This window comes from Flavobacterium sp. LS1R10 (assembly GCF_003968825.1).
Classification (GTDB): domain Bacteria; phylum Bacteroidota; class Bacteroidia; order Flavobacteriales; family Flavobacteriaceae; genus Flavobacterium.
The window spans coordinates 140,693-166,962 of sequence record NZ_RYDH01000002.1 but is presented as its reverse complement, the minus strand read 5'-3'; the positions used below and the strand labels follow the sequence as shown (position 1 = coordinate 166,962).

Below are 26,270 nucleotides of genomic sequence, written 5' to 3'. Positions count from 1 at the left end.
CAATCTTATAATTAAATTTTAGGTAAGCATTCCTCCGCAAACATTCATAACCTGTCCCGTTACATACGCACTCATATCCGAAGCAAAGAAAAGACACGCATTAGCAACATCTTCAGTAGTTCCGCCACGTTTCAAAGGAATTCCATCTCTCCATCCTTTTACAACATCTTCATTTAACTTAGCGGTCATTTCCGTTTCTATAAATCCCGGAGCAATTACATTACAACGAATGTTACGAGATCCTAATTCCAATGCTACAGATTTAGAAAAACCAATAACTCCCGCTTTAGAAGCCGCATAATTCGTTTGTCCTGCATTTCCTTTCACTCCTACTACTGAACTCATATTGATAATTGAACCTGAACGTTGTTTCAAGAAAGTACGTTGAATGGCTTTAGTCATATTAAAAACCGACTTCAAGTTAACATCAATTACTTGATCAAAATCGCCTTCAGACATACGCATTAATAGGTTGTCTTTAGTAATTCCGGCATTGTTTATCAGAATATCGACTGTTCCGAATTCAGCTAAAACCGCATCTACAAGAGTTTGTGCTTCATTAAAATCAGCTGCATTTGATTGATATCCTTTGGCTTTAATCCCTAAAGCGTTCAATTCATTTTCAAGAGCCAAAGCTGATTCAACAGATGAACTATACGTAAAAGCAACATTTGCCCCATTTTTAGCAAAAACTTCTGCAATTCCTTTACCAATTCCACGGCTTGCGCCAGTAATTATAACAACCTTTCCTTCTAGTAATTTCATGTTCTAAAATTAATTTAATATTTATTTGAAGCTATTCCTGCTATCCGTTTCAATCTTTTTCTCTTGTTCTCCTCCTCGCTTTTCAAACGAAATCGAACTGACAAGAAAAAGGATTTCCACTTCTATCAGGGCTAATTTACACTTGCCAAATATAGCAATAATTGTGGGTTGAAAAAAAAATACATCTTCAATTAAACCTTTTATAAAAAAAATTGTCCTAAAACTTAGTAAAACTGTTTGACATGATTAAAGCTTCAAAATGTTTAGATGTAATCATAATAAAATTACTAGATTTGAAATTGACTCTAATTATAAAAAAAAGTAAAAAAACAATCTAAAATACAAGAAACCCAAATAGAATCAACGACCTCATTTTTTAACTTAACCAATTGATATGAACAAGATCTCTTCCTTATTATTTTTTGTAGGATTACTCGTTTTTACAGCTTGTAGCAAAAATGAAAGCAATGAAACAACTGTGATTGCCGATTCCTATCCCAATGTGACTGCTACTTTTCCTGGTAAAATTGATTTAAATAATTTGAGTAATTATGCTAACCAAATTATCCCTTCTTACATAACTAAAGATAACACTGCAGGAAATCCAGTAACTGACAAAGGAGCTACATTAGGTCGGGTTTTATTTTATGATAAAAACTTATCCTCAAATAACACAATTTCCTGTTCTTCCTGCCACATTCAAGCAAATGCTTTTGGAGATGTGGCTATTGCCAGCGACGGAATAAACGGAAAGACCACCAGACATTCTATGAGATTGGTGAATTCTAGATTTTCAAGAGAAAACAAGTTTTTTTGGGACGAACGAGCAACCACATTAGAGTTACAAACGACACAACCTATTCAAAATCACATTGAAATGGGTTTTAGTGGAACCTTAGGTGATGCAAACTTGATAGTACTAATTTCAAAATTGCAAAACATTGGGTATTACAAAGAATTGTTTAAATATACGTATGGCTCTGAAATCATTACTGAAAGCAAGATTCAGCTGGCTTTGGCGCAATTTATTAGAAGCATCCAATCCTTTGATTCTAAATATGATGCTGGAAGGGTATTAGTTGCAAACGACGGCCAACCCTTCACCAACTTTACGACACAAGAAAATCAAGGTAAAAATTTGTTCCTGGCGCCTCCGGTTTTTGACGCAACCGGAAACAGAACTTCTGGAGGAGTAGGATGTGCAGTTTGCCATGCCGCACCTGAATTTGACATTGATCCCAATACAAAAAACAATGGTATTATAGGTGTTTTAAACGCCCCGGGAATTGACATCACAAACACAAGAGCACCTTCATTGAGAGATCTGGTAAAACCAAACGGAAGTTCTAATGGTTTATTTATGCATACGGGAAATTTAACAACACTACAAAATGTTATTGGGCATTATGGAAGTATCAATTTAGCTCCCGGAAATACAAATTTGGATCCAAGATTAGCGCCAAATGGTTTTGGGCAAAAATTAAATCTTACTGCTCCCGAAGTTAATGCTCTTGTCGCTTTTATTCAAACATTATCAGGAACTAATGTATATGTAGATACAAAATGGTCGACACCATTTAAATAAAAAAAGCCCCAAATAGGAGCTTTTAAATTATTTAAAAAAACGGATTGTATTAAAAAGCTACATTCCATTTTGGTAATCTTCCATTTTCGTCTAGAAAGTTTTGTAAAACTTGTCCTTCTACGAATGTTGGAATCACTTTAGTTTTATCGTTGAATGTCTCATACCAAACCACTTCTAGCGTGCTGATCTCTTCAATTTTCATTTGCGCTGGCCAAGAATATTTTCTTCCTGTTTTAGCAAATTGGTGTCCTTCAACAATTTTTTCTTTTAGACCACCGTTTTTAATTTTCAAAGTTCCGTTATTTTGGACAGTTCCGGTAGAACCCACCATAATCAACTCTTTCTCTTCTGCTACGGCATATACTAAAAATATTCCAGATCCTTCTGAAGCATTACAAACTTCGGCTAAACTATCTTCTGTAGTGAATGAAAACTGATTGGTAACTTTGAATTTTTTTAACTCTTTATACATTTTTTTTATTTTAATTTGAATTGGCTTTAGCAAAAAAATACCCCACAAAATCGTGAAGTCCATTAGAAACCATTCGTTTATGTTTACTTTTATTAGGATTACATCTGAAAAACAGATTTATTTAATAAAGTGCAAAGATATTTCTTTAATTGAATTTATAATAAAAAAGCCCCACAAAATGTGAGGCTTTTAAAATATTTAATTAGAGTTTAGATTAACCTAAAACTTCTTTTACTTTTTTACCAATTTCCGCTGGAGAATCTACTACGTGAATACCACATTCTCGCATGATTTGCTTTTTTGCTTCAGCAGTATCGTCAGATCCACCTACGATTGCACCTGCATGTCCCATTGTGCGTCCTACTGGAGCGGTAACTCCTGCAATGAATCCTACAACTGGTTTACGGTTACCATCTGCTTTGATCCAGTGAGCTGCATCCGCTTCTAATTGTCCGCCAATTTCACCTATCATTACAATACATTCTGTTTCTGGATCGTTCATTAATAATTCAACAGCTTCTTTTGTTGTAGTTCCAATGATTGGGTCTCCACCAATACCAATAGCGGTAGTGATTCCTAATCCTTGCTTAACTACTTGATCCGCTGCCTCATAGGTTAATGTTCCCGATTTAGAAACAATACCAACAGTTCCTTTTTTGAAAACGAAACCTGGCATAATACCAACTTTAGCTTCACCCGGAGTAATTATTCCTGGGCAGTTAGGTCCTATTAGACGAGCATTTCTTTCTTTTACGTAACTATTTGCTTTTATCATGTCAGCCACAGGTATTCCTTCAGTAATTGCAATAATTACTTTTATACCTGCATCTGCAGCTTCCATTATTGCATCAGCAGCAAAAGCCGGTGGAACAAAAATGATAGTTGTATCAGCTCCTGCTTGTTCTACAGCATCTTTTACAGTATTGAAAACGGGTCTGTCTAAGTGAGTTGTTCCTCCTTTTCCTGGAGTTACGCCACCAACAACGTTAGTACCGTACTCAATCATTTGAGAAGCATGGAAAGTTCCTTCACTTCCTGTAAAACCTTGAACAATTATTTTGGAATCTTTATTAACTAAAACACTCATGATATATTTTTTATGTAGTTTTTAAAATTGTTATGCAAAAGTATAAAATAGTAAGCAGTAATCAGTGTTCAGTGTTCAGTTTTTTGACACTAAATTAGGATAATTGACTCATTTGATACCCTCTGTATAATTTATTGTCTTTTATTTCCCAAATAGCTATAAAATGTGCTAATAACATCTCTTCTCTAGGATTTTCAATTGTTTTGACAAAATGAGAATAGCGCACGGAAATTAAATTATTTTCACCAATAATATGGCTTATTCGAACTTTAGAACGAACATACGCTTTGCTTAAATCATTAGATAAATTTAATAAAGAATTATAATCCAACTGAATGAATCCTTTGCTGCTATTCCATTCTACTATTACTTCCGGGTGCAAATAATCTTTGATGACTTCGCTGTCGATTAAAGCATCTGATTTATAAAATTGTTGAACGATTTCTTTTGCAGACATATTATTTTAGTTTAGTAAGAATTTCTGGTATCTTTTTAATATTGGCCAGTTGCTTCAATTTTTCTCTTGATTCCTCAATTGGCGTTCCAAAATAGGATTTACCTCCTTCTACTGATTTTGTAACTCCGGTTTGTCCTAGAATAACAGCCTTTGCTCCTATTGTGATTCCGCTGGTAGTTCCTACTTGTCCCCATATTGTAACTTCATCTTCTATAATAACGCATCCGGCAATTCCGGTTTGTGAAGCAATTAAACATTTTTTCCCAATCACGGTGTCATGACCTACATGCACCTGATTGTCAATTTTTGTGCCTTCACCAATAATAGTATCGCCAGTAACACCTTTGTCAATTGTACAAAGCGCTCCAATTCCCACATTGTCTTTGATGACCACTCTTCCGCCGGAAAGTAATTGATCGTATCCTTCGGGACGTTTTTTATAGTAAAAAGCATCGGCACCCAAAATTGTTCCTGCGTGAATGATTACATTATCACCAATTACGGTATAATCATAAATAGAAACATTAGAATGTATCACACAATTTTCTCCAATGACAACATGATTTCCAATAAATGTATTGGGCTGTATTACAGTTCCTTCACCTATTGAAGCTGAAGCAGCTATTGAAACATTTGAATACTGAAAAGGTTTAAAGTGTTTTGTTAATGTGTTGAAATCCCTAAACGGATCATTAGAAATAAGTAATGCTTTTCCATCAGGACAAGCTACATTTTTATTGATTAAAACTATAGTTGCCGCTGAGTTTAACGCTTTATCATAATACTTAGGATGATCTACAAAAACAATATCACCAGATTCGACAACATGAATTTCATTCATTCCCAAAACAGGAAAATTAGCATCACCAACATATTCACAGTCGATGATAGTTGCAATTTCTTCTAAAGTATATACTTTTTGGAATTTCATTTTTTCATTTCTTTAGTCTCAGTTTTCAGTACCAGTTTTAATTCTTTACAACTCGAATTATCTACTGATACTGAAAACCTATAAAAACTACTCCTTTACACGTTCCATATAAGAACCTGATGCAGTATCTATTTTAATTTTATCTCCTTCATTGATAAACAAAGGTACATTTACAGTGGCTCCTGTTTCAACAGTTGCTGATTTTGTTGCATTTGTAGCAGTATTTCCTTTGATACCTGGTTCCGCATAAGTCACTTCAAGAATTACAGATGCCGGCATATCTACAGAAAGAGGTAAATCAGTCTCTGTATTGATACTTACCATTACATTTTCGCCTTCTTTTAATAATCCTGGGGAATCCAAAATATTTTTATTCAAGGAAATTTGCTCAAAGGTTTCTGTATTCATAAAATGGAATTCATCACCTTCCGGATACAAATATTGAAATTTATGATTTTCAACTCGAACTTCCTCAATTTTATGACCCGCAGAAAAAGTGTTATCCAATACTTTTCCGTTTGTTAAACTTCTTAATTTAGTTCTAACGAAAGCTGGTCCTTTTCCTGGTTTTACATGAAGAAATTCAATTATTTTGTAGATATCGTTGTTGTATTTAATACACAATCCGTTTTTAATGTCTGATGTAGATGCCATTTTTATTTTTATTTGTTGATTTGTTGATTCTTAATAATTTCCTGAATAGCCTTTCATTACACCTCTTGAGGAGTTTCGAATAAAATCAATGATTTCATCTCTTTCCGGCGTGGCCTCCATTTCAGCTTCAATAATACCCAAAGCTTGCGTGGTATTATAATTTTTTTGGTACAGAATTCTGTAAATATCTTGAATTTCTCTGATTTTTTCTGTTGTAAAACCACGTCTTCTTAATCCCACAGAATTAATACCTACATACGACAAAGGTTCTTTTGCGGCTTTGGTAAACGGGGGAACATCTTTTCTTACTAAGGATCCACCAGAAATCATGGCATGATCTCCAATATGGATAAATTGATGAATGGCAGCCAATCCTCCAATAACGGCATATTTACCAACGGTTACATGACCAGCCAGAGCGACTCCGTTTACAATAATAGCATTATCACCTATGTGACAATCGTGGGCAATATGCGCCGTTGCCATTACCAAACAATTATTACCTAAGGTAGTCTGTCCGGAGGCTATTGTTCCCCTATTGATGGTCACACATTCTCTTATGGTACAATTATCTCCAATAATTGCTAAAGAATCTTCTCCGCCAAATTTTAAATCCTGTGGAACTGCTGAAATTACTGCACCAGGGAATATATTACAATTTTTTCCTATTCTTGCGCCTTCCATTATGGTAACGTTAGATCCTATCCAAGTGCCATCCCCAATAACTACATTATTATGGATGGTTGTAAACGGTTCAATGACAACATTCTTGGCGATTTTAGCGCCGGGATGAACATATGCTAGTGGTTGATTCATATTCTTTGTTTAATCGTTTAACTGTTTAATCGATTAACCGAATACACGATTAACCAAATCAACAAAAAAATTACTGTTTCTTAGCAATTTGGGCCATCAATTCTGCTTCAGCAACCAGTTTTCCATTTGCATACGCATTTGCTTGCATATGACAAATACCTCGTCGGATTGGCGTAATTAAATCGCATTTAAAAATCAAAGTATCGCCTGGTAATACTTTGTGTTTAAATTTAACATTATCTATTTTCATAAAATAAGTCAAATAGTTCTCCGGATCCGGAACCGTGCTTAAAACAAGAATCCCTCCTGTTTGCGCCATGGCCTCCACAATTAAAACACCTGGCATAACCGGAGCTTCAGGAAAATGACCTACAAAAAAGTTTTCGTTCATGGTTACATTTTTCATTCCAACCACATGAGTTTCTGACATTTCGATAATTCTGTCAATCAATAAAAATGGGGGTCTATGAGGCAGAACTGCCATGATTTTATGAATGTCCATCAATGGTTCCTGATGTAAATCAAAAACAGGAACATAATTTCGTTGTTCAATTTTTATGATTTTAGCCATTTTCTTCGCAAATTGTGTATTGACAAAATGTCCTGGTTTGTTAGCTATTACCTTACCTTGTATTTTAGTTCCAATTAAAGCTAAATCACCTATTACATCAAGTAGTTTGTGTCTTGCCGCTTCATTCGGATAATGCAAAGTCAGATTGTCTAAAATACCATTTGGTTTAACCGTTATTTGCTCTTTTCCAAAAGCGAGTTTCAAACTTTCCATTGTAGTGGCTGATATTTCTTTATCAACATACACGATAGCATTATTTAAATCACCTCCTTTTATCAAACCGTTCTCTAAAAGAGATTCTAATTCATGCAAGAAACTGAAGGTTCTTGACTCAGATATCTCCGTTTTGAAATCAGAAATATTTTTCATAGTCGCATTTTGAGTTCCTAAAATTTTAGTCCCAAAATCAACCATTGCAGTAACGCAGTAATAATCACTTGGCATCACTAAAATTTCGCTGCCTGTGGCTTCATCAGTAAATGAAATAACTTCTTTTACTATATATACATTCCTTTTTGCACTTTGTTCTTCGATACCCGCTTTTTCAAGAGCTTCAACAAAGAATTTAGAGGAGCCATCCATTATTGGTAGTTCAGAAGCATTCAATTCTATGATGACATTATCTAAGTCACAACCCGTCAATGCCGCTAAAACATGTTCTGGTGTTTGAATTTTTACCCCTAACTTTTCTAAATTGGTTCCTCTTTGTGTATTTACTACATAATTTGCATCAGCTTCCACAATAGGTTGTCCCTCTAGATCTACTCGAACAAAAGTAAAACCATTATTGACTGGAGCAGGTTTAAAAGTCATTTTCACTTCTTTACCTGTGTGTAATCCAACTCCAGTTAGAGAGATTTCTGTTTTGATGGTCTTCTGTTTAACCATTTTTTTCATTTTTTTGGTTTAAAATTTGTTTTTTTAATTCTTCGATTTCTGCAACAATTTTGGGTAAATTCTTGAAATGAACGTACGATTTACTAAAATCATTGTACCCAAATGCGGGACTTCCTTGTAAGATTTCATTATCTTTAATATTCCTTCCTACACCACATTGCGCTTGAATTCGTACATTATTGCCAATGGTTAGGTGTCCAGAAATTCCAACTTGGCCACCAATCATTCCGTTTTTGCCAATTTTAGTTGAACCCGCAACACCGGTTTGCGCCGCTATTACCGTATTCTCCCCAATTTCAACATTGTGCGCAATTTGAATTTGATTGTCCAGCTTCACGCCTTTTCGTATAATAGTTGAACCCATTGTGGCTCTATCTATTGTAGTACAAGACCCAATATCAACATTGTCTTCAATAATAACATTTCCTATTTGTGGGATTTTAGTGTAAGTTCCGTCTGGATTAGGTGCAAAACCAAAACCATCTGAACCTATTATAGCTCCGGAATGTATCGTACAGTTATTCCCTATTATGGTCTCTGAATAAATTTTTGCACCAGCAAATAGAATAACATTATCCCCTACTACTACATTATCACCCAGAAAACAATTGGGATAAATTTTTACGTTTTCTCCTAAAACGACATTTTGACCTACATAACTAAAACTCCCTAAATATAAACTTTCTCCATATTTAACGCTGTCCGAAAGGAAAGAGGGTTGTTCTATCCCACTTTTATTTAATTTTACCTGATTGTAAAATTCTAATAATTTAGAAAATGCGGAATACGCATCAATCACTTTAATCAAAGTTGTAGTAATTGGTGCCTCTGCTATAAAAGTATCATTAACAATTGTTACAGATGCTTTAGTAGAATAAATATAATTCTGATACTTGGGGTTTGACAAGAAAGTTAGTGATCCTTCGATGCCTTCTTCGATTTTTGATAATCTAGAAACTTCTGCCATGGGATTTCCTACAACTTCACCTTCTAAAATCCCTGCTATTTGTTCTGCTGTAAATTTCATCCCGACAAAAATATAAAAAATAGGTTTTAAATACTGAATTTATAACAGTTGTTTTGGAAAACATATGTAATATTTAGTAACGGATTTAGATAATGATTTCAAATTCAATTGATCAGAGGCATCCACAACGTCTTCAATTGTTTTGTCTTTATTCAAAATCCGTATGGGTTCTGCCTGTTTGCTGTAAGCCTGATTTTTTATTTTTCCTCTAAAAATAAAATAGTTTGTTTCTTGTAAAGAAATATGATGCTCTGCTGCAAAACGTTCTTTCAACGGCTGTAATTCTTCCAAAGTGACTTTTTCACTCGTTAATTTTATTTTTAATAAATCACGGTTGACAATCATTTTACTCAAAGACGACAGAATAAAATCATCCTCTTTTTGCCAAGCTTTTAAAGCCCCAATAATATCAAAATCATCTAATTGTGCAAATAAATCTAACCTCCGAGCATCAAATGTGTCCATCGTAACTTTATTTTCTATAAAAAAAGACAACGGCTTGCTGCAAGGCAATTGTACTCCTTTTAAGGTCAACTCTTTAGCTCTTTTTAGGACTTTCGTCAAAATTAACTCGGCCACTAAACTGGTTTTGTGTAAATAAACCTGCCAGTACATTAATCGTCTGGACATCAAGAATTTTTCAACAGAATAAATTCCTTTTTCTTCAATAACCAAAACATCATCCGCAACATTCATCATTTGGATCAATCGTTCTGAATTGACATTGCCTTCTGAAACACCCGAATAAAAACTATCGCGTTTCAAATAATCCATACGATCCATGTCCAATTGGCTCGAAATAAGTTGCAGCATAAATTTCCGGTCATATTCCCCCTTGAAAACCTGAATGGCTAGACTCAACTGGCCATTGAATTCCACATTTAACTGATTCATGAACAATAAGGAAATTTCCTCATGATGTACATCCTCAACGATACTTCTTTCCATAGCATGCGAAAAAGGACCATGTCCTATATCGTGTAACAAAATGGCAATATAGAGTGCATTTTCTTCTTCAGGAGATATTGAAACTCCCTTAAAACGCAATACATCAACCGCTTTTTGCATTAAATGCATACAACCTAAAGCATGATGAAAACGGGTATGATTGGCACCAGGATATACTAAATACGACAAGCCCATCTGGGAAATACGGCGCAAACGCTGAAAATAAGGATGCTGTATTAAATCGTAAATTAAGGCATTGGGTATGGTAATAAACCCATAAATGGGATCATTGAATATTTTTAGCTTATTAATTTGACTCACTATAAGTTTTTTTTTAGGTCAACAAATATAAGTAATTTAGATTTCAAAAACAGAACAATGCTAATTGTGCTGTAGCGCTAAAAAAAACGGAGCGTTTTAGCACTCCGTTGGTATTTAATTTTATAGTTTTCTGATCCAAATATTTCGGAATTGATTTTTAGAATCATGATCCTGAAGCGAAATAACATCCTCTCCATGAGCCGAGGGATAATTATGCAAACCGATGTAAAGTGTCAACCCGTTTATTGTAGTATTATTTTGGACTAAAACACCATTCAAAAACACGGTAATTCTTGCCGGAGCATCAATTTTACCATCTGCTTTGAAGCGAGGTGCCGTATATATTACATCATAAGCATTCCATTCTAATGGTGTTTTCACGGCGTTTACTAAAGGTGGATGATCTTTATAAATACTTCCGGCCTGGCCATTACTATAGGTTCTATTATTATAGGAATCTAATATTTGTAATTCATATCTGTTTTGGAAAAATACGCCACTGTTTCCTCTTGCCTGTCCCCCATCTAAAACAACATCCGGCGCGCTCCATTCCAGGTGCAGCTGACAATCCCCAAAAACCATTTTAGTTTGAATGGCTCCGGTACCCGGAACAACTTCCATGTAATCTTGATCAACAATTTTCCATCCTGCCGGTTTATTTATATCTTTCTGGCTCACCCATTGTGCTAAATTTTTACCGTCAAATAAAATAATCGCATCCGAAGGCGCATTTCCAAGGGTTTTAGCCGGGGTAATACCTTTTACTTCTGGTTCCCAAATTTCAGTCATTTCTGGTTTCATTGACATTGGGGAAACCTCTGGCGGAGTGTTCACATAGTTGTGTTGCGCCATAACTGCTGTTGCAGAGAATAAAGAAATCATTAATAAAGAGTTCTTGAAGTTTTTAGATTTCATAGTAAAATTCATTTGGTTTAATAAAATATGGATAAATGTTCACTTTTCAATATTAAGCATTTTTTTTTCACCAACTAACTTTTAATCTAATTATAACTAAATGAGGAATAAACTTTAGATTTTTATTGTAGAAGCAGTAACTTCATTAACTACAATTTGTTAAATAAATTAACATAGATTTAAGTTCGCTTAGTTCGGTAAATGCCGAACTAAATAGTACTTTTGCAAAAAAAATTATGAACAATATCACTAAAGAAAGAGAAGAACTTATTGAAATGTTCGGAATTCATTTTGAGTTACTGTATAATTTATCTCCGCTTGGCTCCAGAATTCTGGGACTATTAATAATTGATGGCTGCAAAAAAGGATTAACCTTTGAAGAAATAGTTGAAAAACTGGGCGCAAGTAAAAGTTCGATTTCTACAAACTTGAATCTGCTGCTAAAAATGGACAAAATAAATTATTATACGTTAACTGGTGATCGAAAAAAATATTTCAAATCCAGTCCATTTAGCGAAAGACTGACTAATTATCTAAAAATACTTGATTTTGAAAAACAAATAATCGAAAAATTGCAGGCGTACCGTGAAAAAAACATTTCATGTCCTGAAGAGCAGTGCAATCTGGAAAATACAAAAGCATACAAAAAACATGTAATAGAAGTCGAAGAATTATTGATTAAAACCATCCATAAATTCAAAGAAATAGAAAATAATAATAGTAAAATAATAATTAATCAATTTTAGTAAATAGTCCCAGATGAAAAAAAAATATTTTATAAGTGTAATTTTATTATCAATAAGCTTGCTTTCTTGTAAAAAAGAAACGGCTCAAACGGCTCCTTCTGTTATGTCATACAAAGTGGTGGAGATAGCAACCTCTAATACAACTTTATTAGCTGAATATCCTGCGAGTTTAGAAGGCGTTACCGATATAGATATTCGTGCAAAAGTAGATGGATATATTCAAAAAATATATGTGCAAGAAGGACAAGAAGTTAAAAAAGGGCAATTGCTTTTTAAATTAGAGACTCAAACAGCAACCCAGGAAGCTGGCGCTGCAAAAGCAAAAGTTGCGGCTGCTCAAGTGGAGGTAAATCGTTTAATCCCTTTGGTAGAGCGTGACATCATCAGTGATGTGCAATTAGAAACGGCTAAAGCAAATTTAGCTAGTGCTAAAAGTACATATCAAAGTATCGTTGCCAGAATTAATTATGCTACTATAAAAAGTCCTGTTAACGGAATTGTAGGAACTTTACCTTTAAGACTTGGAAGTTATGTAAGCAGCCAAACTGTTGAACCTTTAACCCGAATTTCGGATGTGAGCACGATTTATGCCTATTTTTCAGTAAATGAAAAAGAACAATTGGATATCATGATGAATACTCCAGGAAAGTCATTTCAAGAAAAAATAAACAAAATGGAAGCGGTAAATTTAATTTTAAGCAATGGGATGCAATATGAACAAAAGGGTAAAATTGAAACCTTTAGCGGACAAGCCAACACACAAACAGGATCGTTTAATGTACGAGCACGTTTTACAAACGGAAACAAATTGTTGCGTTCTGGAGAAAGTGGAACGATACAAATCCCTACACATTTAGAGGATGTTATTGTCATTCCTCAAAATGCAACATTAGAATTACAAGACAAACGCATTGCACTTGTTGTGGATAAAAACAACAAAGTGCAAGCAATCCCAATTGAAGTTCGCGCAATTCCTGGAGGTCAATTTTTTGTAGTGGATAGCGGATTAAATGTAAACGATAAAATACTTGTTGAAGGAGTGGGGATAGTAACTGAAGGAACCCTCATTAAGGCTGAAATTATTGATTTTAAAACTATCATCAATCCAACAAAAAAGTAATTCAGAAACTAATTATTGAATAAATAACAAAATATGTTTTCAAAATTCATTGACAGACCGGTATTGTCAACGGTGATCTCTATTATCATCGTAATTTTAGGAGTTTTAGGGTTAATCTCACTCCCTGTCTCACAATATCCAGAAATAGCGCCACCTACGGTAACCGTAGCAGCAAACTATCAAGGCGCCAGTGCCGAAGTTGTAATGAGCTCGGTAGTAATTCCATTAGAAGAACAAATCAACGGTGTTGAAGACATGACTTACATGACTTCTACATCAAATAATGACGGTTCAGCAGCTATTAATATTTACTTTAAATTAGGAACAAATCCAGATTTAGCAGCTGTGAATGTGCAAAATCGTGTTTCACGTGCTACACCTTTGTTGCCTCAAGAAGTTACAAGAGCCGGTGTAACAACTTCAAAGAGACAAAGCGACAATATTTTGATTTTATCTTTATACAGCGACAACCCGGATTATGATGATACTTTCCTTCAAAATTATGCTAACATCAATATTTTACCAAAAATAAAACGTGTAGCAGGAGTTGGAGAAGCAATGATTTTTGGACAAAAAGACTACTCGATGCGTATTTGGCTTAAGCCAGATGTAATGGGAGCTTATGGACTTGTTCCTTCGGATATTACAGCTTTATTGGCTGAGCAGAATATTGAAGCCGCTCCCGGTCAGTTAGGTGAAAGTAGTGACCAATCTTTTCAATATACATTAAAATACAAAGGGCGTCTGCAAGATGTAAAAGAGTTCGAAGAAATTATTATCCGTTCAACCCAAAACGGAGAAATCCTTAAATTAGGGGATGTCGCAAAAATTGAATTGGGGGCTGTAAATTACGCCAGTAATGCGTACACAAATGGAAACAAATCTGTTGCAATTGCTATTGCACAAACTGCAGGATCTAATGCACAAGAAGTAATTGAAGGTTCTTTAAAAGTGTTAGATGAAGCGGAAGTAAATTTCCCGAAAGGGGTAAAATATGCCACCTTAATTAATGCAAATGACTTCTTAGAAGAATCTATCACTAAAGTGATCTATACTTTGATTGAAGCCTTTTTATTGGTTTTTATTGTGGTTTTTATCTTCTTACAAGACTGGAGATCTACCCTTATACCAGCAATATCCGTACCTGTTGCAATTGTAGGTACTTTCTTTTTCCTAAGTTTATTTGGCTTTACCATTAATTTATTAACTCTTTTTGCCTTAGTATTGGCCGTGGGAATTGTGGTCGATGATGCCATTGTAGTAGTTGAAGCCGTCCATGCCAAAATGGAAGCTGGGGAACATGATCCCAAAAAAGCAGCTCATAGTGCCATGCAAGATATTAGTAGTGCAATTATTTCTATTACACTTGTTATGTCAGCGGTATTTATTCCTGTTTCTTTTATTAGTGGTTCAGCTGGCGTTTTCTACAAGCAGTTTGGAATAACTTTGGCTGTTGCAATTGTATTATCAGCTATTAACGCCCTAACACTTTCTCCTGCTTTGTGTGCCATTTTCTTGAAAGAACACGATAAAAACTTAAAGAAAAAAGGTTTTGCAGAACGCTTTTATACGGCATTCAATGTTGGGTTTGAAACAACAACCGCTAAGTATAAAAGATCTGTTGAGTTTTTTATAAAACGTAAATGGTTGGCTTTTTTAGGAATTGCCATTTTTGCAGGGATTTTTATCTTATTATTAAATATTACGCCAAAGGCTTTTGTTCCGGGTGAGGATACTGGAGCAATTCTTTCAGACGTTTCTCTTCCGCCCGGCACTTCATTAGAAAGAACCGAGGAAGTATTATTGCAAATTGAAAATAAAGTAAAAGATATTCCTGAAATAAAAGAAGTACTTCGTATTTCAGGTCGTAGTTTAATAAGTGGTACAGGTAGTAATTACGGAATGGTAATTGTAAAATTAAAAACTTGGGCTGAACGTAAAGATGCGAATCAGGAAATAAATGCAGTAATAGCTGAATTGTTTAAGCGTACGGCTTCTGTTAAAGATGCAAAAGTCCTGTATTTTGCTCGTCCTACACTTGTTGGTTTTGGTTTTACCAATGGTTTTGAATTTCAATTACAAGATCAAAAAGGAGGAACAATTGAGGAGTTGGATGAAGTAAAAAGTAAATTTTTAGGAGCTTTAAATAGCCGTCCCGAAATCAAATATGCAACTACCTCTTTTTCTCCAAATTATCCGCAATACCGAATTGATTTGAATGTTGCTACCATAAAGAAATCAGGGTTAACTGTCACGGATGTTTTAGGCACGATGCAAGGATATTATGGTGGCGTTTATGCTTCTAATTTCAACAAATTTGGAAAACAATTTCGGGTGGTTTACCAATCTGAACCCGAATTTAGAAGTAATCCCGAATCGTTAAATCAAGTATTGGTAAGAAATAATACTGGTCAGATGGCTCCTATTTCACAATTTGTGACTTTAGTAAAAGTATTTGGCCCTCAGGCAATAGAACGTTTCAATTTATTCACTTCTATAAAAGTAACAGGGGCTCCAAATGAAGGTTTCAGCTCAGGTGATGCCATTAAAGCAGTTGAAGAAGTGGCAAGTCAAACCTTACCTATTGGTTATGGTTATGAGTTTTCAGGAATGACTCGTGAGGAAATAAGTGCTGGCGGTCAAACATTGTATATTTTCCTATTGTGTTTGGTTTTTGTATATTTCTTGTTAGCCGCTCAATATGAGAGTTATATGTTGCCTTTTGCGGTATTAATTTCATTGCCAATTGGTTTAGCAGGAGCATACTTATTTGCTTATTTTTTCAATGTGAGTGATAATATTTACCTACAAATAACACTTATTATGCTTATTGGATTACTCGCTAAGAACGCCATTTTAATCGTCGAGTTTTCTGTAGATTCCAGAAAAAAAGGAATGAGTATCACCCAAGCGGCTATTCATGGTGCAGTTGCTCGTTTACGTCCTATATTGATGACATCATTTGCATTTATTTTCGGATTATTGCCTTTGATGTTAGCTAAAGGAGCTGGAGCTGTTGGGAATAATGCTATTGGAACTGGAGCAATTGGCGGTATGTTAATAGGAACCATTTTTGGTATTTTTGTAATACCGGTATTGTTTATCGTTTTCCAAACCTTACAAGAAAAAATTTCTACAAAACCACTTCCGATAACAAATCAGGAAACTGATGTCGCACTTTTAAATAAAGAAAATGAAGAATAAGTTAATTAAAATAGCAGTAGTTGTTATAACCGCTACTGTAATGCAGTCGTGCTTTGTTGCTAAAAAATATAACAGACCAGAATTAAAAACCGAAAATCTTTACAGAACTGAAGTTGTTTCAAATGATACCACTTCACTTGCTAATGTTGCTTGGGATCTCGTTTTTACCGATCCTCTTTTGCAAGGGTATATCAAAAAAGGGTTAAACAATAACCTGGATATCAGAATTGCAATGCAAAATATCCAAGCTGCCGAGGCTGCCATGCGACAGGGAAAAGCCGGGTATTTTCCAACACTTTCTGTAGGTGCCGACTGGACGCATCAAGAGCTTTCTAAAAACAGTCAATTAGGTGCCTTAATAAGTGGTGGTGGTGGTGCAACTAATGTAGATCAATACCTGTTTACAGGGAATCTTTCTTGGGAAGCAGACATTTGGGGAAAAATACGAAGCAACAAGCGCGCAGCAAATGCGGCCTATCTTCAAACTACAGCAGCGAATCAAGTGGTCAAAACACAATTAATTGCTACCCTTGCCGCAACCTATTATCAATTGCTTTCTGTTGACGCACAAATAAAATTAGCAGAACGAACCTTGATTAACAGAAATCAAAGTATTGAAACAATTGTAGCATTAAAGGCGGCAGGAAATGTTACCGAAGTTGGTGTGAAGCAAACCGAGGCGCAAAAATATGCTACCGAAATTATCCTTGCTGATTTAAAGAATAATAGTATCATTCTTGAAAACACGATGAGCATTCTTATGGGTGAAGCTTCTGCCAAAATTGAAAGAAGCACTTTTGAAACACAATCCTTACAACCAACCATTACACTTGGTGTACCTGCTACGTTACTAAGAAACAGACCTGACGTGATTGCAGCAGAATACAACTTTATTTCGAGTTTTGAGCAAACCAATGTAGCTAAAAGTAATTTTTATCCAACGTTAAAACTTACCGCAACAGGTGGACTTCAGAGTATTGATTTGAAAGAATGGTTTAGCGCTAATTCCCTTTTTGCTAATGTGATTACGGGTTTGACACAACCTATTTTTAATCAAAGACAGATTAAAACCAGATTTGAAATTGCAAAAGCAAATCAGGAAAAAGCCTATCTTCAGTTTGAGCAGTCTTTGTTGACCGCCGGAAAAGAAGTTTCGGATGCATTGGCACAATACAACAATGAAACCTACAAACTCACCGTGAGGGGAAAACAAGTAGCTGCATTGAATAAAGCCACTGATTATTCAGATGAATTATTGACGTACGGACTAGCGAATTATTTAGAAGTTTTAACTGTAAAAGACAATGCTTTGAATGCAGAATTAAGCTTGATAGACAATAAATTCCAACAATACAAAGCCATAATTCAATTGTACAGAGCCCTTGGTGGGGGCTGGCAATAAAGATTTACTTGACTAATTAGAATTGATTCCTGTTAGTTCCAGAACCACTGTTTATTGTATAAGCAGTGGTTTTGTCTTTTAATTCGGATTCCAATATTTAAGTAGTGGACTTTCTCAGTGAAAGAGTAAAGTATAAAAAAATACAAACCCAAACGTAAGAAGCGTAATTAATACGAATCCAAAGAACATATTTCTTTGGGACTCAATTACTGGTTTGTTGTCTTTATATAAACTCATTACCACTCCGTTAGCACCATATCCCAAAATAAATTTGCACGCTACTTCTTGATCGTTTTCAATTATTTTAAAATGATGTGTTCCTCCTGCTATGGAACGTTTCTCTGAAACTATTTTTCCGTTTAATAGTATAGTTTCTTTTGCCATAAAAGAATTAAAAACTTCTATCTTATTGTCTCCAAGAGTGATTGTTGTAAACTTCATTATTCAATTTGCTTTAGTATTTAATTACGTCCTTTCAAAGTATTATAAATCTCTGTTGTTGGGTAAAAGTATATAATTATTGAAGCAATAAACAGGACTGCACATTTAAATCAAAATTTTGAGGAATAAAACCATAACATAAACCTCAAAAATGTACTTATTATCTCATTGTCAGATGCAACCCCTATTTTTACAATAGTAAAAGTGAGTTGAGAATCATAATACAGTATTTACTTTTCGTTAAATTTAGTGTTAATATTAGAAAACCTTTATTTTTTTTAGTAAGTTTAAACATTAGATATTTTTTTACCTATTTTCAGGAAACTGTCTATTGATCTTTAATCTAATTTCAAGTACTTATGATAACATTAAACGTAAATAATAAAACCTATCAAGTTGATGTAAGTCCGGACATGCCTCTACTATGGGTAGTAAGGGACACACTGGGCCTGACTGGAACAAAATTTGGTTGTGGTGTTGCACAGTGCGGAGCATGCGTGTTGCATCTTGATGGAGAAGCAGTTCGATCCTGCGTAACTAAAGTCAGCAGGGCCGAAGGAAAAAAAATAACCACAATTGAAGGCTTGTCTTTACATAATGACCATCCAGCGCAACTGGCATGGAATGAAATGGATGTACCCCAATGCGGATACTGCCATTCCGGCCAAATCATGTCAGCTGCAGTGTTATTGAGAGAAAATCCAAAACCGACTGATAAGGATATTGATGACGCGATGTCAGGAAATATTTGTCGATGCGGAACCTATCCTCGTGTAAGAAAAGCCATTCATTTAGCCGCACAATTACAAGAAAAAGATAAAAGATAAAAGATAAAAGATACTTCAATATACTAAATCAACTTTTTATAGGATATTCCTCTCTTAAAATAATCAATTTACTATGGCTTCATTCCAAAAAAATAAAACGGCTGTTATTCTCTTTTTTTTGCTCGTTAGTGTAGTTGCATTGGGCTGGACACTAAAACCGGAGAATGAAAGTGAATATATAAATATTAATCCTACTGTAATCATCAAGGACAGCATTGCCTCTGTAAGAGCATTCCAAAAGGTTTATAAAGTTTTAATGAGCCCCCGCTGCGTGAACTGCCACCCTATTGGTGACGTTCCGTTGCAAGGAGAAGACAGTCATTTACATGTCATGGCTCCTAAACGCGGTATTGACGGAAGAGGATTATATGCCATGAAATGTACGAATTGCCACCAAACTCAAAATACACCTGGATTACATACACCACCAGGAAATTCAGACTGGCACTTGCCACCTGCTGATATGAAAATGGTTTTTGAAGGCAGAACAGCACACCAGCTGGCAAAACAATTAATGGATCCATCTAAAAACGGACATATGGATATTAATAAACTCAAAAAACATGCTGATGATGCTTTCGTTCTTGCAGGATGGAATCCGGGCGAAGGGCGCAGACTACCGCCACTGACCCATGCAGAGTTTAAAAAAGAATGGCTGACATGGCTAAATAACGGTGCATATGCTCCCGCCAAATAATTTCTAAACCAGAGTATTGTAAAATAAATAATTTCTAAAGTATGATGGATTCAAAAAACAATTTAGTAAATACAAGACGAAGCTTTCTCAAACTTACTGGTTTGGGTGGGGCTGCTCTTTGTATGGGGTTTTATTTACCCGGCGATACAGTTCCAACTTTAATAAAACCATCCGATTTAACAGCAGCTGATATTGAAATGTGCGCCTGGATACTCATCAATACCTCCGGAAAAGTAACCATAGTGAGTCACCGTGCCGAAATGGGTCAGGGTGCCTATCATTCCATTCCGCAAATTATAGCCGAAGAACTAGAAGTGAATTTAAAAGATATAGACGTAGTATTTGCCCAAGGAAATGAAAAAAAATACGGAAACCAGATTACTGGTGGTAGCTCAACCATAAGATCCGCGTACAAAAAATTACTAAAATTGAGCGCCACGGCACGTGAAATGCTGATTGCCGCAGCTGCGCTCCAATGGAATGTATCCGTTGACGATTGCTATGCCGAAGCAGGACATGTTATTCACAGGCCTTCTGGCAAAAAGAAACACTATGGTGAACTGGCAACCCAAGCTTCAAAATTAGAAGCTCCTAAAAATCCTAAACTCAAAAAAATATCCGAATATAAGCTTATCCGCCAGCCATTACACCGTTTGGATACGCCCATGAAAACAAATGGGACTGCTATTTTTGGCCTCGATAAAAAGATTCCAGGCATGCTCTATGCAGCCGTAGAACGAAATCCAAGACTTCGTGGAACTGTAAAAAGCTTCGACGATTCCGTGGCAAAAAAAATTCCTGGGGTAAAACAGATTTTTGTGGTAAAAATGGTGGTGCACAATACCATTCGCGAAGGAGTCGCCGTTGTGGCTGATTCGACTTGGGCAGCGATGCAGGGAAAAAAGGCTTTAGTAGTAGAATGGAATGATGCAGGATTTGAACATGTAAACAGTCCCGAAATATTCAAACGCCAGGAAGAATTTATAAAAACAAAGGAAGGATTGCCTCTTAAATCTCAAGGTGATCCTACTGCAATCATAGAAAAATCAAATAAGAAACTGGATGTAATCTACCAGACCCCATACCAATCCCATAGCTGTATGGAACCGCTGAATTGTATTGCCAATTTCCAAGGAGATACTGTAGAAATTTGGGGTCCGATTCAAGCACCTGGATGGGTTCAGGATTTTATAAGCACCCAAATGGGAATTGCAAAAGAAAAGGTAATTGTAAATATGACTTTCCTCGGTGGTGGTTTTGGAAGAAAAGCCTTTACCGATTATCCTCATGAAGCGGTATTGATTTCAAAAGAAATTGGAGCTCCGGTTCAGGTAGTTTGGACACGAGAGGATGACCTTAAGCAGGGCCCTTACCGACCAGGAATCTCTTATCGTTGTGAAGGTGTAGTAAAAGGCGGGAAAATTGAAGCGCTTAAATTTAGAATGGCAGGCCAAAATAACGACCACTGGAGTGGAGGAAAAAAAGACGTTCCTAATGATAGTACCAGCGAAGGATTCCTTGAACCCTATTATGCGAGTATCAAAAATTTAAGCATTTCAGATGTTCCCTTTGAAACACCACTACCAACAATGTGGTGGCGTTCAGTGTATGCTTCTACAAACGGATTTGCGTTTGAAAGTTTTATAGATGAAATGGCTGTAGAAGCTGGCGCGGATCCGCTGGATTTTAGAAGAGCTCATCTACAGGATGAAAGATGCCAAAAACTAATTGACAAAATGGAAGAAGTCTCCGGCTGGAAAAAAAGAAGTAAAAATGAAGGCTATGGTGTAGCCATCACTGAATGTTTCAAATCAACGGTAGGACACATTGTAAAAGTTTCAAAAAATGCCTCTGGAGGTGTAAAAATAGATAATGTTTGGGCCGTCATAGATTGTGGCTGGTATGTAAATCCGGATATTATTCGCGCGCAGGTTGAAGGTTCCATCGTCATGGGTCTGGGTGCGGCAACAATACATGAAATAACATTTAAGGATGGTATAGTAGAACAAAATAATTTTTATGATTACCCAATGCCTCGTATTACGGATATTCCACAAATAGAAGTGTATATTATAGACAATGAAGAAGATGCAGGCGGAGTTGGAGAACCCGGTCTTCCTCCTTTTGCACCAGCGTTGACAAATGCCATTTTTGACCTGACAGGCAAAAGAATACGAAAATTACCGTTTAGTCTGGCAACGGTATAATGCCCTATTTTTTTAGCCAGAATCGTTAAAACTTCAAAATGATTCTGGCTAAATTTTCTACCTTTGAAGGTGATGGCAATTACAAGCTCTTTTTTAATTCCTATGCTCCGCAAAAGCAGATTCTTAAAAACTCACAAAAGAACTAAATAAGCATAAAACCTACTTTACAACACTAGTTTAAATGTCACTTATCCAAGAAAAAATCTATTTAGATAATAATGCAACAACGCGTATTGACGATCGGGTGCTTGATGCCATGCTTCCCTATTTCACTAATTTTTATGCCAATGCAAACAGTAGCCACCTGGCTGGATTAACGGTGAAAGAAGCAGTCGAACAGGCCAGATGGCAAACAGCGGAACTAATTCAAGCAAAACCAAACGACATTATTTTTACCTCAGGTGCAACAGAAGCAATAAATCTTGCAATCAAAGGACTTGCAAACGAAAAACGCAAACATATTGTTACTGTAATTACAGAGCACGAAGCCGTTTTGGATACTTGCCTTCACCTAGAAACCATCGGATACAAAGTCAGCTATTTAGGCGTCAATAAGGATGGTATTTTAGACCTAGACCTTCTTACAGCAGCCGTGACCGAAGAAACTGCACTAGTAATTGTCATGATGGCAAATAACGAAACGGGGACACTCCAGGATATTAAAAAAATCGGGGAAATTGCTAAATCTAAAGAAGCCTATTTCCTGTGCGATGCCACTCAGGCTATAGGAAAAATTCCAATTAATGTCGTTGATTTGGGCATTGACCTTCTGTCTCTTTCTGCACATAAATTTTATGGACCAAAAGGCATCGGTGCATTATTTGTTTCCAAAAAAATAAAAGCAAAATTAACGGGTCAAATCACTGGAGGTGGTCAGCAAAACAGCAAACGAAGTGGTACTTTAAATGTTCCGGGAATCATCGGACTTGGCAAAGCCTGCGAAATTGCAAGCTTAGAAATGGAAAAGGACAGAGATAGGATAACAATAATGCGAGACTTACTTGAAAGGGAACTATTGAAAATACCCGCATCTTTTGTCAATGGTTCGCAAACAAATCGTCTTTACAATACGACCAATATTTGCTTTCGAGGCGTGAATTCTGAAAATCTTATTCTTGCTTTGCAAAATATTTCCGTTTCTAATGGTTCGGCCTGTTCGGCTGTTACATCAGAACCTTCACATGTCTTGAAAGCATTGGGTCTTACAAATGAAAATGCCTTATCTTCGATCCGATTTAGCTTAGGGAAATTCACCACTTTAGCAGAAATTGAATTGACAATTGCTACCGTTTCCGAATTAACACGGCTATTAAAGTCATAAAATAGTATGTTCTAAATCGGATTTAATCCAAGTACGAAAATTAAATTCAGCTATTTATTTTCCACTGATGGGATTGGTCATTAAAAATTTCTTTTCCCCAAATCTGAAGTTCTGCTTTTACGCGTTCTACAATTTCATTACAGGCTTCCATGGCAATGTTTCTGTGCTTAGAAGAAGTGAAAACAAACAGGCATATTTCACCCGCATTGACCACTCCAATACTGTGATGCACATGCATACAGCTCAACTCATATTTAGAAAATAGCTCTTCCCTGATTTCCTGCATTTTTTCTAACGCCATCGCTTCATAAGCACTATATTCAATAGCTTTCACTGTTTTGCCATCAACAACATCTTCCCGAATCTGACCCAGGAAAATACTGTGCGCTCCAATATTTTTTTTAGTCGCATGTTTTGCAATGCTATCTGCTATAAATAATGGAGGAATAGCTCCTTCAATGAAAATATTTTTGATTTTTTTGATCATTATTTAAGTTCTTTTAATGCATTGATGCCGTCTTTTAAGTGGCTTATTTTTTTGGTAGTTCCAAATTTTTCTAATAAAAGTGCCCCTGCTATCAAGCTACGTTTTCCACTTTGGCAGAATAATAGAATCGTACGTTCACTAATTTCTGGAATTTTTTCACTCAGCCCGGATAAGGGAAGAGCACAATATTTGAAATCAGCTTTTGGAAGCTCGTCCTTTTCCCGGACATCAATTACAATAGTATCGTTATTGGAAACTTGGTCTAAAAAATCAATAACAGAAAGGGTTTCAATTTCGGTACTTGCGAGTCCGCAGAGCAAGTTATACTCTGTGGCTTCGAATGTTATTTCATCTTTTGGTATCAAATCAGAAACGGAAACTTCCATATTAATTTCAATGACATACAGTTCATAATTAAGCAAACTGAATGTAAGGAGTCTATTAACCAATACCTCCCCTATTCCTGTAAGTAATTTAATCACCTCCCCAGCCTGCATCAACCCGATGATCCCGGGTAAAACGCCTAAAACACCCGCTTCATTGCAATTTTGAACTTCATCCGGTTTTGGAGGTTTAGGAAACAAATGGCGGTAGTTCGTCTTGTTCTTATTTTCATCTTCAACATTAAAAACAGCCACTTGCCCTTCATATTGATAAATAGCACCAAAAACCAAAGGCTTCTCTAACAAGACACAAGCATCATTTATCAAATACCGGGATGCAAAATTATCAGTGCAATCCACTATAATATCATAGGCACGGATGAGTTTTATTGCATTTTTAGAACTAAGTGCAATGGCATAGCCCGTAATACTAATTTCAGGATTGAGGCTTAGTAGTCTTTTGCATGCAACTGTGGCTTTGTCTTTACCAATGTCATCCGTCGTGTATAAAACCTGTCGTTGCAGGTTGCTTAAGGATATGATATCATGATCTACAATGCCAATGGTACCAATCCCAGAGGCAACAAGATACTGCAAGACGGGACATCCTAAACCACCCGCTCCTATCACAAGCACCTTGGATTTCTCCAGTTTTTGCTGTCCTTTAGTTCCAAAATCTTGAAGTGAATAATGGCGGGAATATCGGGAGTTATAATTTTCCATATTATCCTCCTGAATAAGGTGGCATAAGTGCTACCGTATCATTTTGACCAAATAAAACATTTGTTCTTGCTAATTTCATGTTGACTGCTACCGCATATTTACGATCCGACAATTCTGGAAAAAGTTGCTCTAAAGCTTCTTTCATAGACACGATGTCAGTAGCGTGCAGGCAAATTTCTTTTCCCATAATCGCTGCAATCGAACCAAATGCTATAATTTTAATTTTCATATGTAGATAATATTTGCAAAGCCTGATTTTTTATGATTTTTTCAAACACGGGCGTTTGGGGAAATTACAATAAATCTATCTTTATCCAAAACATCTTAATGCAAAATTCCGCTAAACGTTCTGAATATTTTTTTAATTACGCGTTGTGATTCTGAATTATCAAACATTTATGAGCCATAAATCATCATTAATACTAGTGTCTAAATTTAAGCAAAATTAATTTTAAAAATCCTATATCTATACTTAAACCTATTAAGAATATAACTACTCCTAATTTACATATAACTAAGTTTTTGAAAACACTAATTTATAGGAAGCCAACAGCAAAACTACAGCCAGTACATATTTCAGAATAGTAGCATTAAATTTCTTAGAACCTAAATAAGCACCCAAAAATCCTCCGACCAAAGCTACACCAACAAACAGAGCCATATCTCCCGTGAATGTAATACCTCGTGTGAGCATACCACCTAGCCCCGCTAGAGAATTCACAAATATGAATGCCGCACTTATGGCCGCAGTCTGTTTTTGATTGGTCCATTGCAACAGTAATAAAAGGGGTGAAAGCAAAATACCTCCTCCAATACCAATCATTCCCGACAGCAAGCCCACGATTCCTCCACTAATAATTGCTACGGAAACAGTATGGGGCCTCAATTGACAATCTTCTACATTTTTGAAAAAGAAAAAACGAAGAATAGGAAAAAGCAATAACACTCCCAAAATTCGCTTGTAAACCGTTTCTTCAACGGTAATCATTCCGCCAATAAAGGCCATGGGAATCGACATTGCTGCAATTGGAATAAATATTTTCTTTGAGAAAAACCCACCGCGATAATAGTGTGAAAAAGAAGTTATAGAAACGAAAAGATTGAGCACTAAAGCAGTCGGTTTCATTTCTTCAGGAGCAATACCATAAAGTGCCATTAGCGCCAGATAGCCACTGGCACCACCATGACCGACCGAAGCATATAAGAAAGCAACAAAAAAAAGAATTATGTAAAATACTTCTATAGACATTCATTTAATGAGTTAGG

The 26,270-nt window shown here is 35.8% G+C and carries 25 protein-coding genes; 9 read left to right on the top strand and 16 right to left on the bottom strand.

Features of this window, described 5'->3' with window-relative positions:
- Positions 1 to 18 precede the first annotated feature (18 nt).
- The gene (gene fabG, locus EKL96_RS05895) at positions 19 to 765 is read right to left on the bottom strand and encodes a 3-oxoacyl-[acyl-carrier-protein] reductase (RefSeq protein WP_126459494.1); all 747 of its coding nucleotides are present in this window, start codon (positions 763 to 765) and stop codon (positions 19 to 21) included.
- A 394-nt stretch (positions 766 to 1,159) separates the two neighbouring features.
- Here fabG and EKL96_RS05890 point away from each other — a divergent pair, with 394 nt between their 5' ends.
- The gene (locus EKL96_RS05890; protein WP_126459491.1) at positions 1,160 to 2,350 is read left to right on the top strand and encodes a cytochrome-c peroxidase; all 1,191 of its coding nucleotides are present in this window, start codon (positions 1,160 to 1,162) and stop codon (positions 2,348 to 2,350) included.
- 49 nt (positions 2,351 to 2,399) lie between these two features.
- On the opposite strand, the gene EKL96_RS05885 is transcribed toward EKL96_RS05890, so the two are convergent.
- From EKL96_RS05885 to EKL96_RS05840, 10 genes are all read right to left on the bottom strand, one after another.
- Positions 2,400 to 2,822, bottom strand: a complete 423-nt coding sequence (locus tag EKL96_RS05885; protein WP_126459488.1) for a hypothetical protein — start codon at positions 2,820 to 2,822, stop codon at positions 2,400 to 2,402.
- Between the two features lie 214 nt (positions 2,823 to 3,036).
- Positions 3,037 to 3,909, bottom strand: coding sequence for a succinate--CoA ligase subunit alpha (gene sucD, locus EKL96_RS05880; RefSeq protein ID WP_126451553.1), 873 nt, complete (start codon positions 3,907 to 3,909; stop codon positions 3,037 to 3,039).
- Positions 3,910 to 4,003: 94 nt separating this feature from the next.
- The gene (locus EKL96_RS05875; RefSeq protein WP_126451552.1) at positions 4,004 to 4,366 is read right to left on the bottom strand and encodes a nuclear transport factor 2 family protein; all 363 of its coding nucleotides are present in this window, start codon (positions 4,364 to 4,366) and stop codon (positions 4,004 to 4,006) included.
- Between the two features lies 1 nt (position 4,367).
- Entirely contained in the window at positions 4,368 to 5,297 is a 930-nt protein-coding gene (locus tag EKL96_RS05870) for a UDP-3-O-(3-hydroxymyristoyl)glucosamine N-acyltransferase (protein WP_126459485.1), read from the bottom strand.
- Between the two features lie 87 nt (positions 5,298 to 5,384).
- Positions 5,385 to 5,951 carry an elongation factor P gene (efp, locus tag EKL96_RS05865; protein ID WP_126459482.1) on the bottom strand — a complete coding sequence of 189 codons (567 nt, stop codon included), beginning with the start codon at positions 5,949 to 5,951 and terminating at the stop codon, positions 5,385 to 5,387.
- 30 nt (positions 5,952 to 5,981) lie between these two features.
- The gene (lpxA, locus tag EKL96_RS05860) at positions 5,982 to 6,767 is read right to left on the bottom strand and encodes an acyl-ACP--UDP-N-acetylglucosamine O-acyltransferase (RefSeq protein ID WP_126451549.1); all 786 of its coding nucleotides are present in this window, start codon (positions 6,765 to 6,767) and stop codon (positions 5,982 to 5,984) included.
- A gap of 70 nt (positions 6,768 to 6,837) precedes the next feature.
- A complete protein-coding gene (locus tag EKL96_RS05855) occupies positions 6,838 to 8,226 on the bottom strand; it encodes a bifunctional UDP-3-O-[3-hydroxymyristoyl] N-acetylglucosamine deacetylase/3-hydroxyacyl-ACP dehydratase (protein ID WP_126460118.1) in 1,389 nt (462 codons plus the stop codon).
- On the bottom strand, positions 8,219 to 9,262 hold the full coding sequence (gene lpxD / locus EKL96_RS05850; protein WP_126459480.1) for a UDP-3-O-(3-hydroxymyristoyl)glucosamine N-acyltransferase: 1,044 nt from the start codon (positions 9,260 to 9,262) through the stop codon (positions 8,219 to 8,221). The genes EKL96_RS05855 and lpxD overlap by 8 nt, the downstream gene beginning before the upstream one ends.
- Before the next feature lie 39 nt (positions 9,263 to 9,301).
- Complete coding sequence (locus EKL96_RS05845; RefSeq protein ID WP_126459477.1) at positions 9,302 to 10,531, bottom strand: HD domain-containing protein; 1,230 nt, start codon at positions 10,529 to 10,531, stop codon at positions 9,302 to 9,304.
- Between the two features lie 120 nt (positions 10,532 to 10,651).
- Positions 10,652 to 11,446 carry a DUF1080 domain-containing protein gene (locus EKL96_RS05840; RefSeq protein ID WP_126767341.1) on the bottom strand — a complete coding sequence of 265 codons (795 nt, stop codon included), beginning with the start codon at positions 11,444 to 11,446 and terminating at the stop codon, positions 10,652 to 10,654.
- A gap of 236 nt (positions 11,447 to 11,682) precedes the next feature.
- Between EKL96_RS05840 and EKL96_RS05835 the strand changes: the two genes are divergently transcribed.
- The 4 genes from EKL96_RS05835 to EKL96_RS05820 are packed head-to-tail and all read left to right on the top strand — an operon-like array spanning position 11,683 to position 17,918.
- Positions 11,683 to 12,192 carry a GbsR/MarR family transcriptional regulator gene (locus EKL96_RS05835; RefSeq protein ID WP_126459474.1) on the top strand — a complete coding sequence of 170 codons (510 nt, stop codon included), beginning with the start codon at positions 11,683 to 11,685 and terminating at the stop codon, positions 12,190 to 12,192.
- Positions 12,193 to 12,205: 13 nt separating this feature from the next.
- Entirely contained in the window at positions 12,206 to 13,312 is a 1,107-nt protein-coding gene (locus tag EKL96_RS05830; RefSeq protein WP_126459471.1) for an efflux RND transporter periplasmic adaptor subunit, read from the top strand.
- A gap of 33 nt (positions 13,313 to 13,345) precedes the next feature.
- The gene (locus tag EKL96_RS05825) at positions 13,346 to 16,516 is read left to right on the top strand and encodes an efflux RND transporter permease subunit (protein ID WP_126459469.1); all 3,171 of its coding nucleotides are present in this window, start codon (positions 13,346 to 13,348) and stop codon (positions 16,514 to 16,516) included.
- Complete coding sequence (locus EKL96_RS05820; RefSeq protein WP_126459466.1) at positions 16,506 to 17,918, top strand: efflux transporter outer membrane subunit; 1,413 nt, start codon at positions 16,506 to 16,508, stop codon at positions 17,916 to 17,918. Before EKL96_RS05825 ends, EKL96_RS05820 begins: the two co-directional genes overlap by 11 nt.
- A 114-nt stretch (positions 17,919 to 18,032) precedes the next feature.
- On the opposite strand, the gene EKL96_RS05815 is transcribed toward EKL96_RS05820, so the two are convergent.
- Positions 18,033 to 18,359, bottom strand: coding sequence for a hypothetical protein (locus tag EKL96_RS05815; protein WP_126459463.1), 327 nt, complete (start codon positions 18,357 to 18,359; stop codon positions 18,033 to 18,035).
- A 359-nt stretch (positions 18,360 to 18,718) separates the two neighbouring features.
- On the opposite strand from EKL96_RS05815, the gene EKL96_RS05810 reads away from it, so the two are divergent.
- From EKL96_RS05810 to EKL96_RS05795, 4 genes are all read left to right on the top strand, one after another.
- On the top strand, positions 18,719 to 19,186 hold the full coding sequence (locus tag EKL96_RS05810; RefSeq protein WP_126459461.1) for a (2Fe-2S)-binding protein: 468 nt from the start codon (positions 18,719 to 18,721) through the stop codon (positions 19,184 to 19,186).
- Positions 19,187 to 19,259: 73 nt separating this feature from the next.
- Positions 19,260 to 19,883 carry a hypothetical protein gene (locus EKL96_RS05805; RefSeq protein ID WP_126459458.1) on the top strand — a complete coding sequence of 208 codons (624 nt, stop codon included), beginning with the start codon at positions 19,260 to 19,262 and terminating at the stop codon, positions 19,881 to 19,883.
- A 41-nt stretch (positions 19,884 to 19,924) separates the two neighbouring features.
- On the top strand, positions 19,925 to 22,090 hold the full coding sequence (locus tag EKL96_RS05800; protein ID WP_199739571.1) for a xanthine dehydrogenase family protein molybdopterin-binding subunit: 2,166 nt from the start codon (positions 19,925 to 19,927) through the stop codon (positions 22,088 to 22,090).
- 181 nt (positions 22,091 to 22,271) lie between these two features.
- The gene (locus EKL96_RS05795) at positions 22,272 to 23,411 is read left to right on the top strand and encodes a cysteine desulfurase family protein (protein WP_126459455.1); all 1,140 of its coding nucleotides are present in this window, start codon (positions 22,272 to 22,274) and stop codon (positions 23,409 to 23,411) included.
- Positions 23,412 to 23,457: 46 nt separating this feature from the next.
- Here EKL96_RS05795 and EKL96_RS05790 read toward each other — a convergent pair whose 3' ends face one another.
- From EKL96_RS05790 to EKL96_RS05775, 4 genes are all read right to left on the bottom strand, one after another.
- A complete protein-coding gene (locus tag EKL96_RS05790) occupies positions 23,458 to 23,898 on the bottom strand; it encodes a molybdenum cofactor biosynthesis protein MoaE (protein ID WP_126459452.1) in 441 nt (146 codons plus the stop codon).
- On the bottom strand, positions 23,898 to 25,004 hold the full coding sequence (locus EKL96_RS05785; RefSeq protein ID WP_126459449.1) for a HesA/MoeB/ThiF family protein: 1,107 nt from the start codon (positions 25,002 to 25,004) through the stop codon (positions 23,898 to 23,900). Before EKL96_RS05785 ends, EKL96_RS05790 begins: the two co-directional genes overlap by 1 nt.
- A gap of 1 nt (position 25,005) precedes the next feature.
- Positions 25,006 to 25,233, bottom strand: a complete 228-nt coding sequence (locus EKL96_RS05780; RefSeq protein ID WP_126459445.1) for a MoaD/ThiS family protein — start codon at positions 25,231 to 25,233, stop codon at positions 25,006 to 25,008.
- Positions 25,234 to 25,518: 285 nt separating this feature from the next.
- Positions 25,519 to 26,253, bottom strand: coding sequence for a sulfite exporter TauE/SafE family protein (locus EKL96_RS05775; RefSeq protein ID WP_126459442.1), 735 nt, complete (start codon positions 26,251 to 26,253; stop codon positions 25,519 to 25,521).
- Between the last annotated feature and the right edge of the window lie 17 nt (positions 26,254 to 26,270).

Bases quoted from the DNA above. Each gene is read 5' to 3' on its own strand.
- EKL96_RS05800 (WP_199739571.1), top strand. From the start codon at position 19,925: ATGATGGATTCAAAAAACAATTTAGTAAATACAAGACGAAGCTTTCTC.
- fabG (WP_126459494.1), bottom strand. From the start codon at position 765: ATGAAATTACTAGAAGGAAAGGTTGTTATAATTACTGGCGCAAGCCGT.
- EKL96_RS05885 (WP_126459488.1), bottom strand. From the start codon at position 2,822: ATGTATAAAGAGTTAAAAAAATTCAAAGTTACCAATCAGTTTTCATTC.
- EKL96_RS05890 (WP_126459491.1), top strand. From the start codon at position 1,160: ATGAACAAGATCTCTTCCTTATTATTTTTTGTAGGATTACTCGTTTTT.
- EKL96_RS05780 (WP_126459445.1), bottom strand. From the start codon at position 25,233: ATGAAAATTAAAATTATAGCATTTGGTTCGATTGCAGCGATTATGGGA.
- EKL96_RS05795 (WP_126459455.1), top strand. From the start codon at position 22,272: ATGTCACTTATCCAAGAAAAAATCTATTTAGATAATAATGCAACAACG.
- EKL96_RS05835 (WP_126459474.1), top strand. From the start codon at position 11,683: ATGAACAATATCACTAAAGAAAGAGAAGAACTTATTGAAATGTTCGGA.
- EKL96_RS05875 (WP_126451552.1), bottom strand. From the start codon at position 4,366: ATGTCTGCAAAAGAAATCGTTCAACAATTTTATAAATCAGATGCTTTA.
- EKL96_RS05855 (WP_126460118.1), bottom strand. From the start codon at position 8,226: ATGGTTAAACAGAAGACCATCAAAACAGAAATCTCTCTAACTGGAGTT.
- EKL96_RS05840 (WP_126767341.1), bottom strand. From the start codon at position 11,446: ATGAAATCTAAAAACTTCAAGAACTCTTTATTAATGATTTCTTTATTC.
- sucD (WP_126451553.1), bottom strand. From the start codon at position 3,909: ATGAGTGTTTTAGTTAATAAAGATTCCAAAATAATTGTTCAAGGTTTT.
- EKL96_RS05790 (WP_126459452.1), bottom strand. From the start codon at position 23,898: ATGATCAAAAAAATCAAAAATATTTTCATTGAAGGAGCTATTCCTCCA.
- EKL96_RS05825 (WP_126459469.1), top strand. From the start codon at position 13,346: ATGTTTTCAAAATTCATTGACAGACCGGTATTGTCAACGGTGATCTCT.
- EKL96_RS05815 (WP_126459463.1), bottom strand. From the start codon at position 18,359: ATGAAGTTTACAACAATCACTCTTGGAGACAATAAGATAGAAGTTTTT.
- lpxA (WP_126451549.1), bottom strand. From the start codon at position 6,767: ATGAATCAACCACTAGCATATGTTCATCCCGGCGCTAAAATCGCCAAG.
- EKL96_RS05830 (WP_126459471.1), top strand. From the start codon at position 12,206: ATGAAAAAAAAATATTTTATAAGTGTAATTTTATTATCAATAAGCTTG.
- efp (WP_126459482.1), bottom strand. From the start codon at position 5,951: ATGGCATCTACATCAGACATTAAAAACGGATTGTGTATTAAATACAAC.
- EKL96_RS05870 (WP_126459485.1), bottom strand. From the start codon at position 5,297: ATGAAATTCCAAAAAGTATATACTTTAGAAGAAATTGCAACTATCATC.
- EKL96_RS05820 (WP_126459466.1), top strand. From the start codon at position 16,506: ATGAAGAATAAGTTAATTAAAATAGCAGTAGTTGTTATAACCGCTACT.
- EKL96_RS05775 (WP_126459442.1), bottom strand. From the start codon at position 26,253: ATGTCTATAGAAGTATTTTACATAATTCTTTTTTTTGTTGCTTTCTTA.
- EKL96_RS05785 (WP_126459449.1), bottom strand. From the start codon at position 25,004: ATGGAAAATTATAACTCCCGATATTCCCGCCATTATTCACTTCAAGAT.
- EKL96_RS05810 (WP_126459461.1), top strand. From the start codon at position 18,719: ATGATAACATTAAACGTAAATAATAAAACCTATCAAGTTGATGTAAGT.
- lpxD (WP_126459480.1), bottom strand. From the start codon at position 9,262: ATGAAATTTACAGCAGAACAAATAGCAGGGATTTTAGAAGGTGAAGTT.
- EKL96_RS05805 (WP_126459458.1), top strand. From the start codon at position 19,260: ATGGCTTCATTCCAAAAAAATAAAACGGCTGTTATTCTCTTTTTTTTG.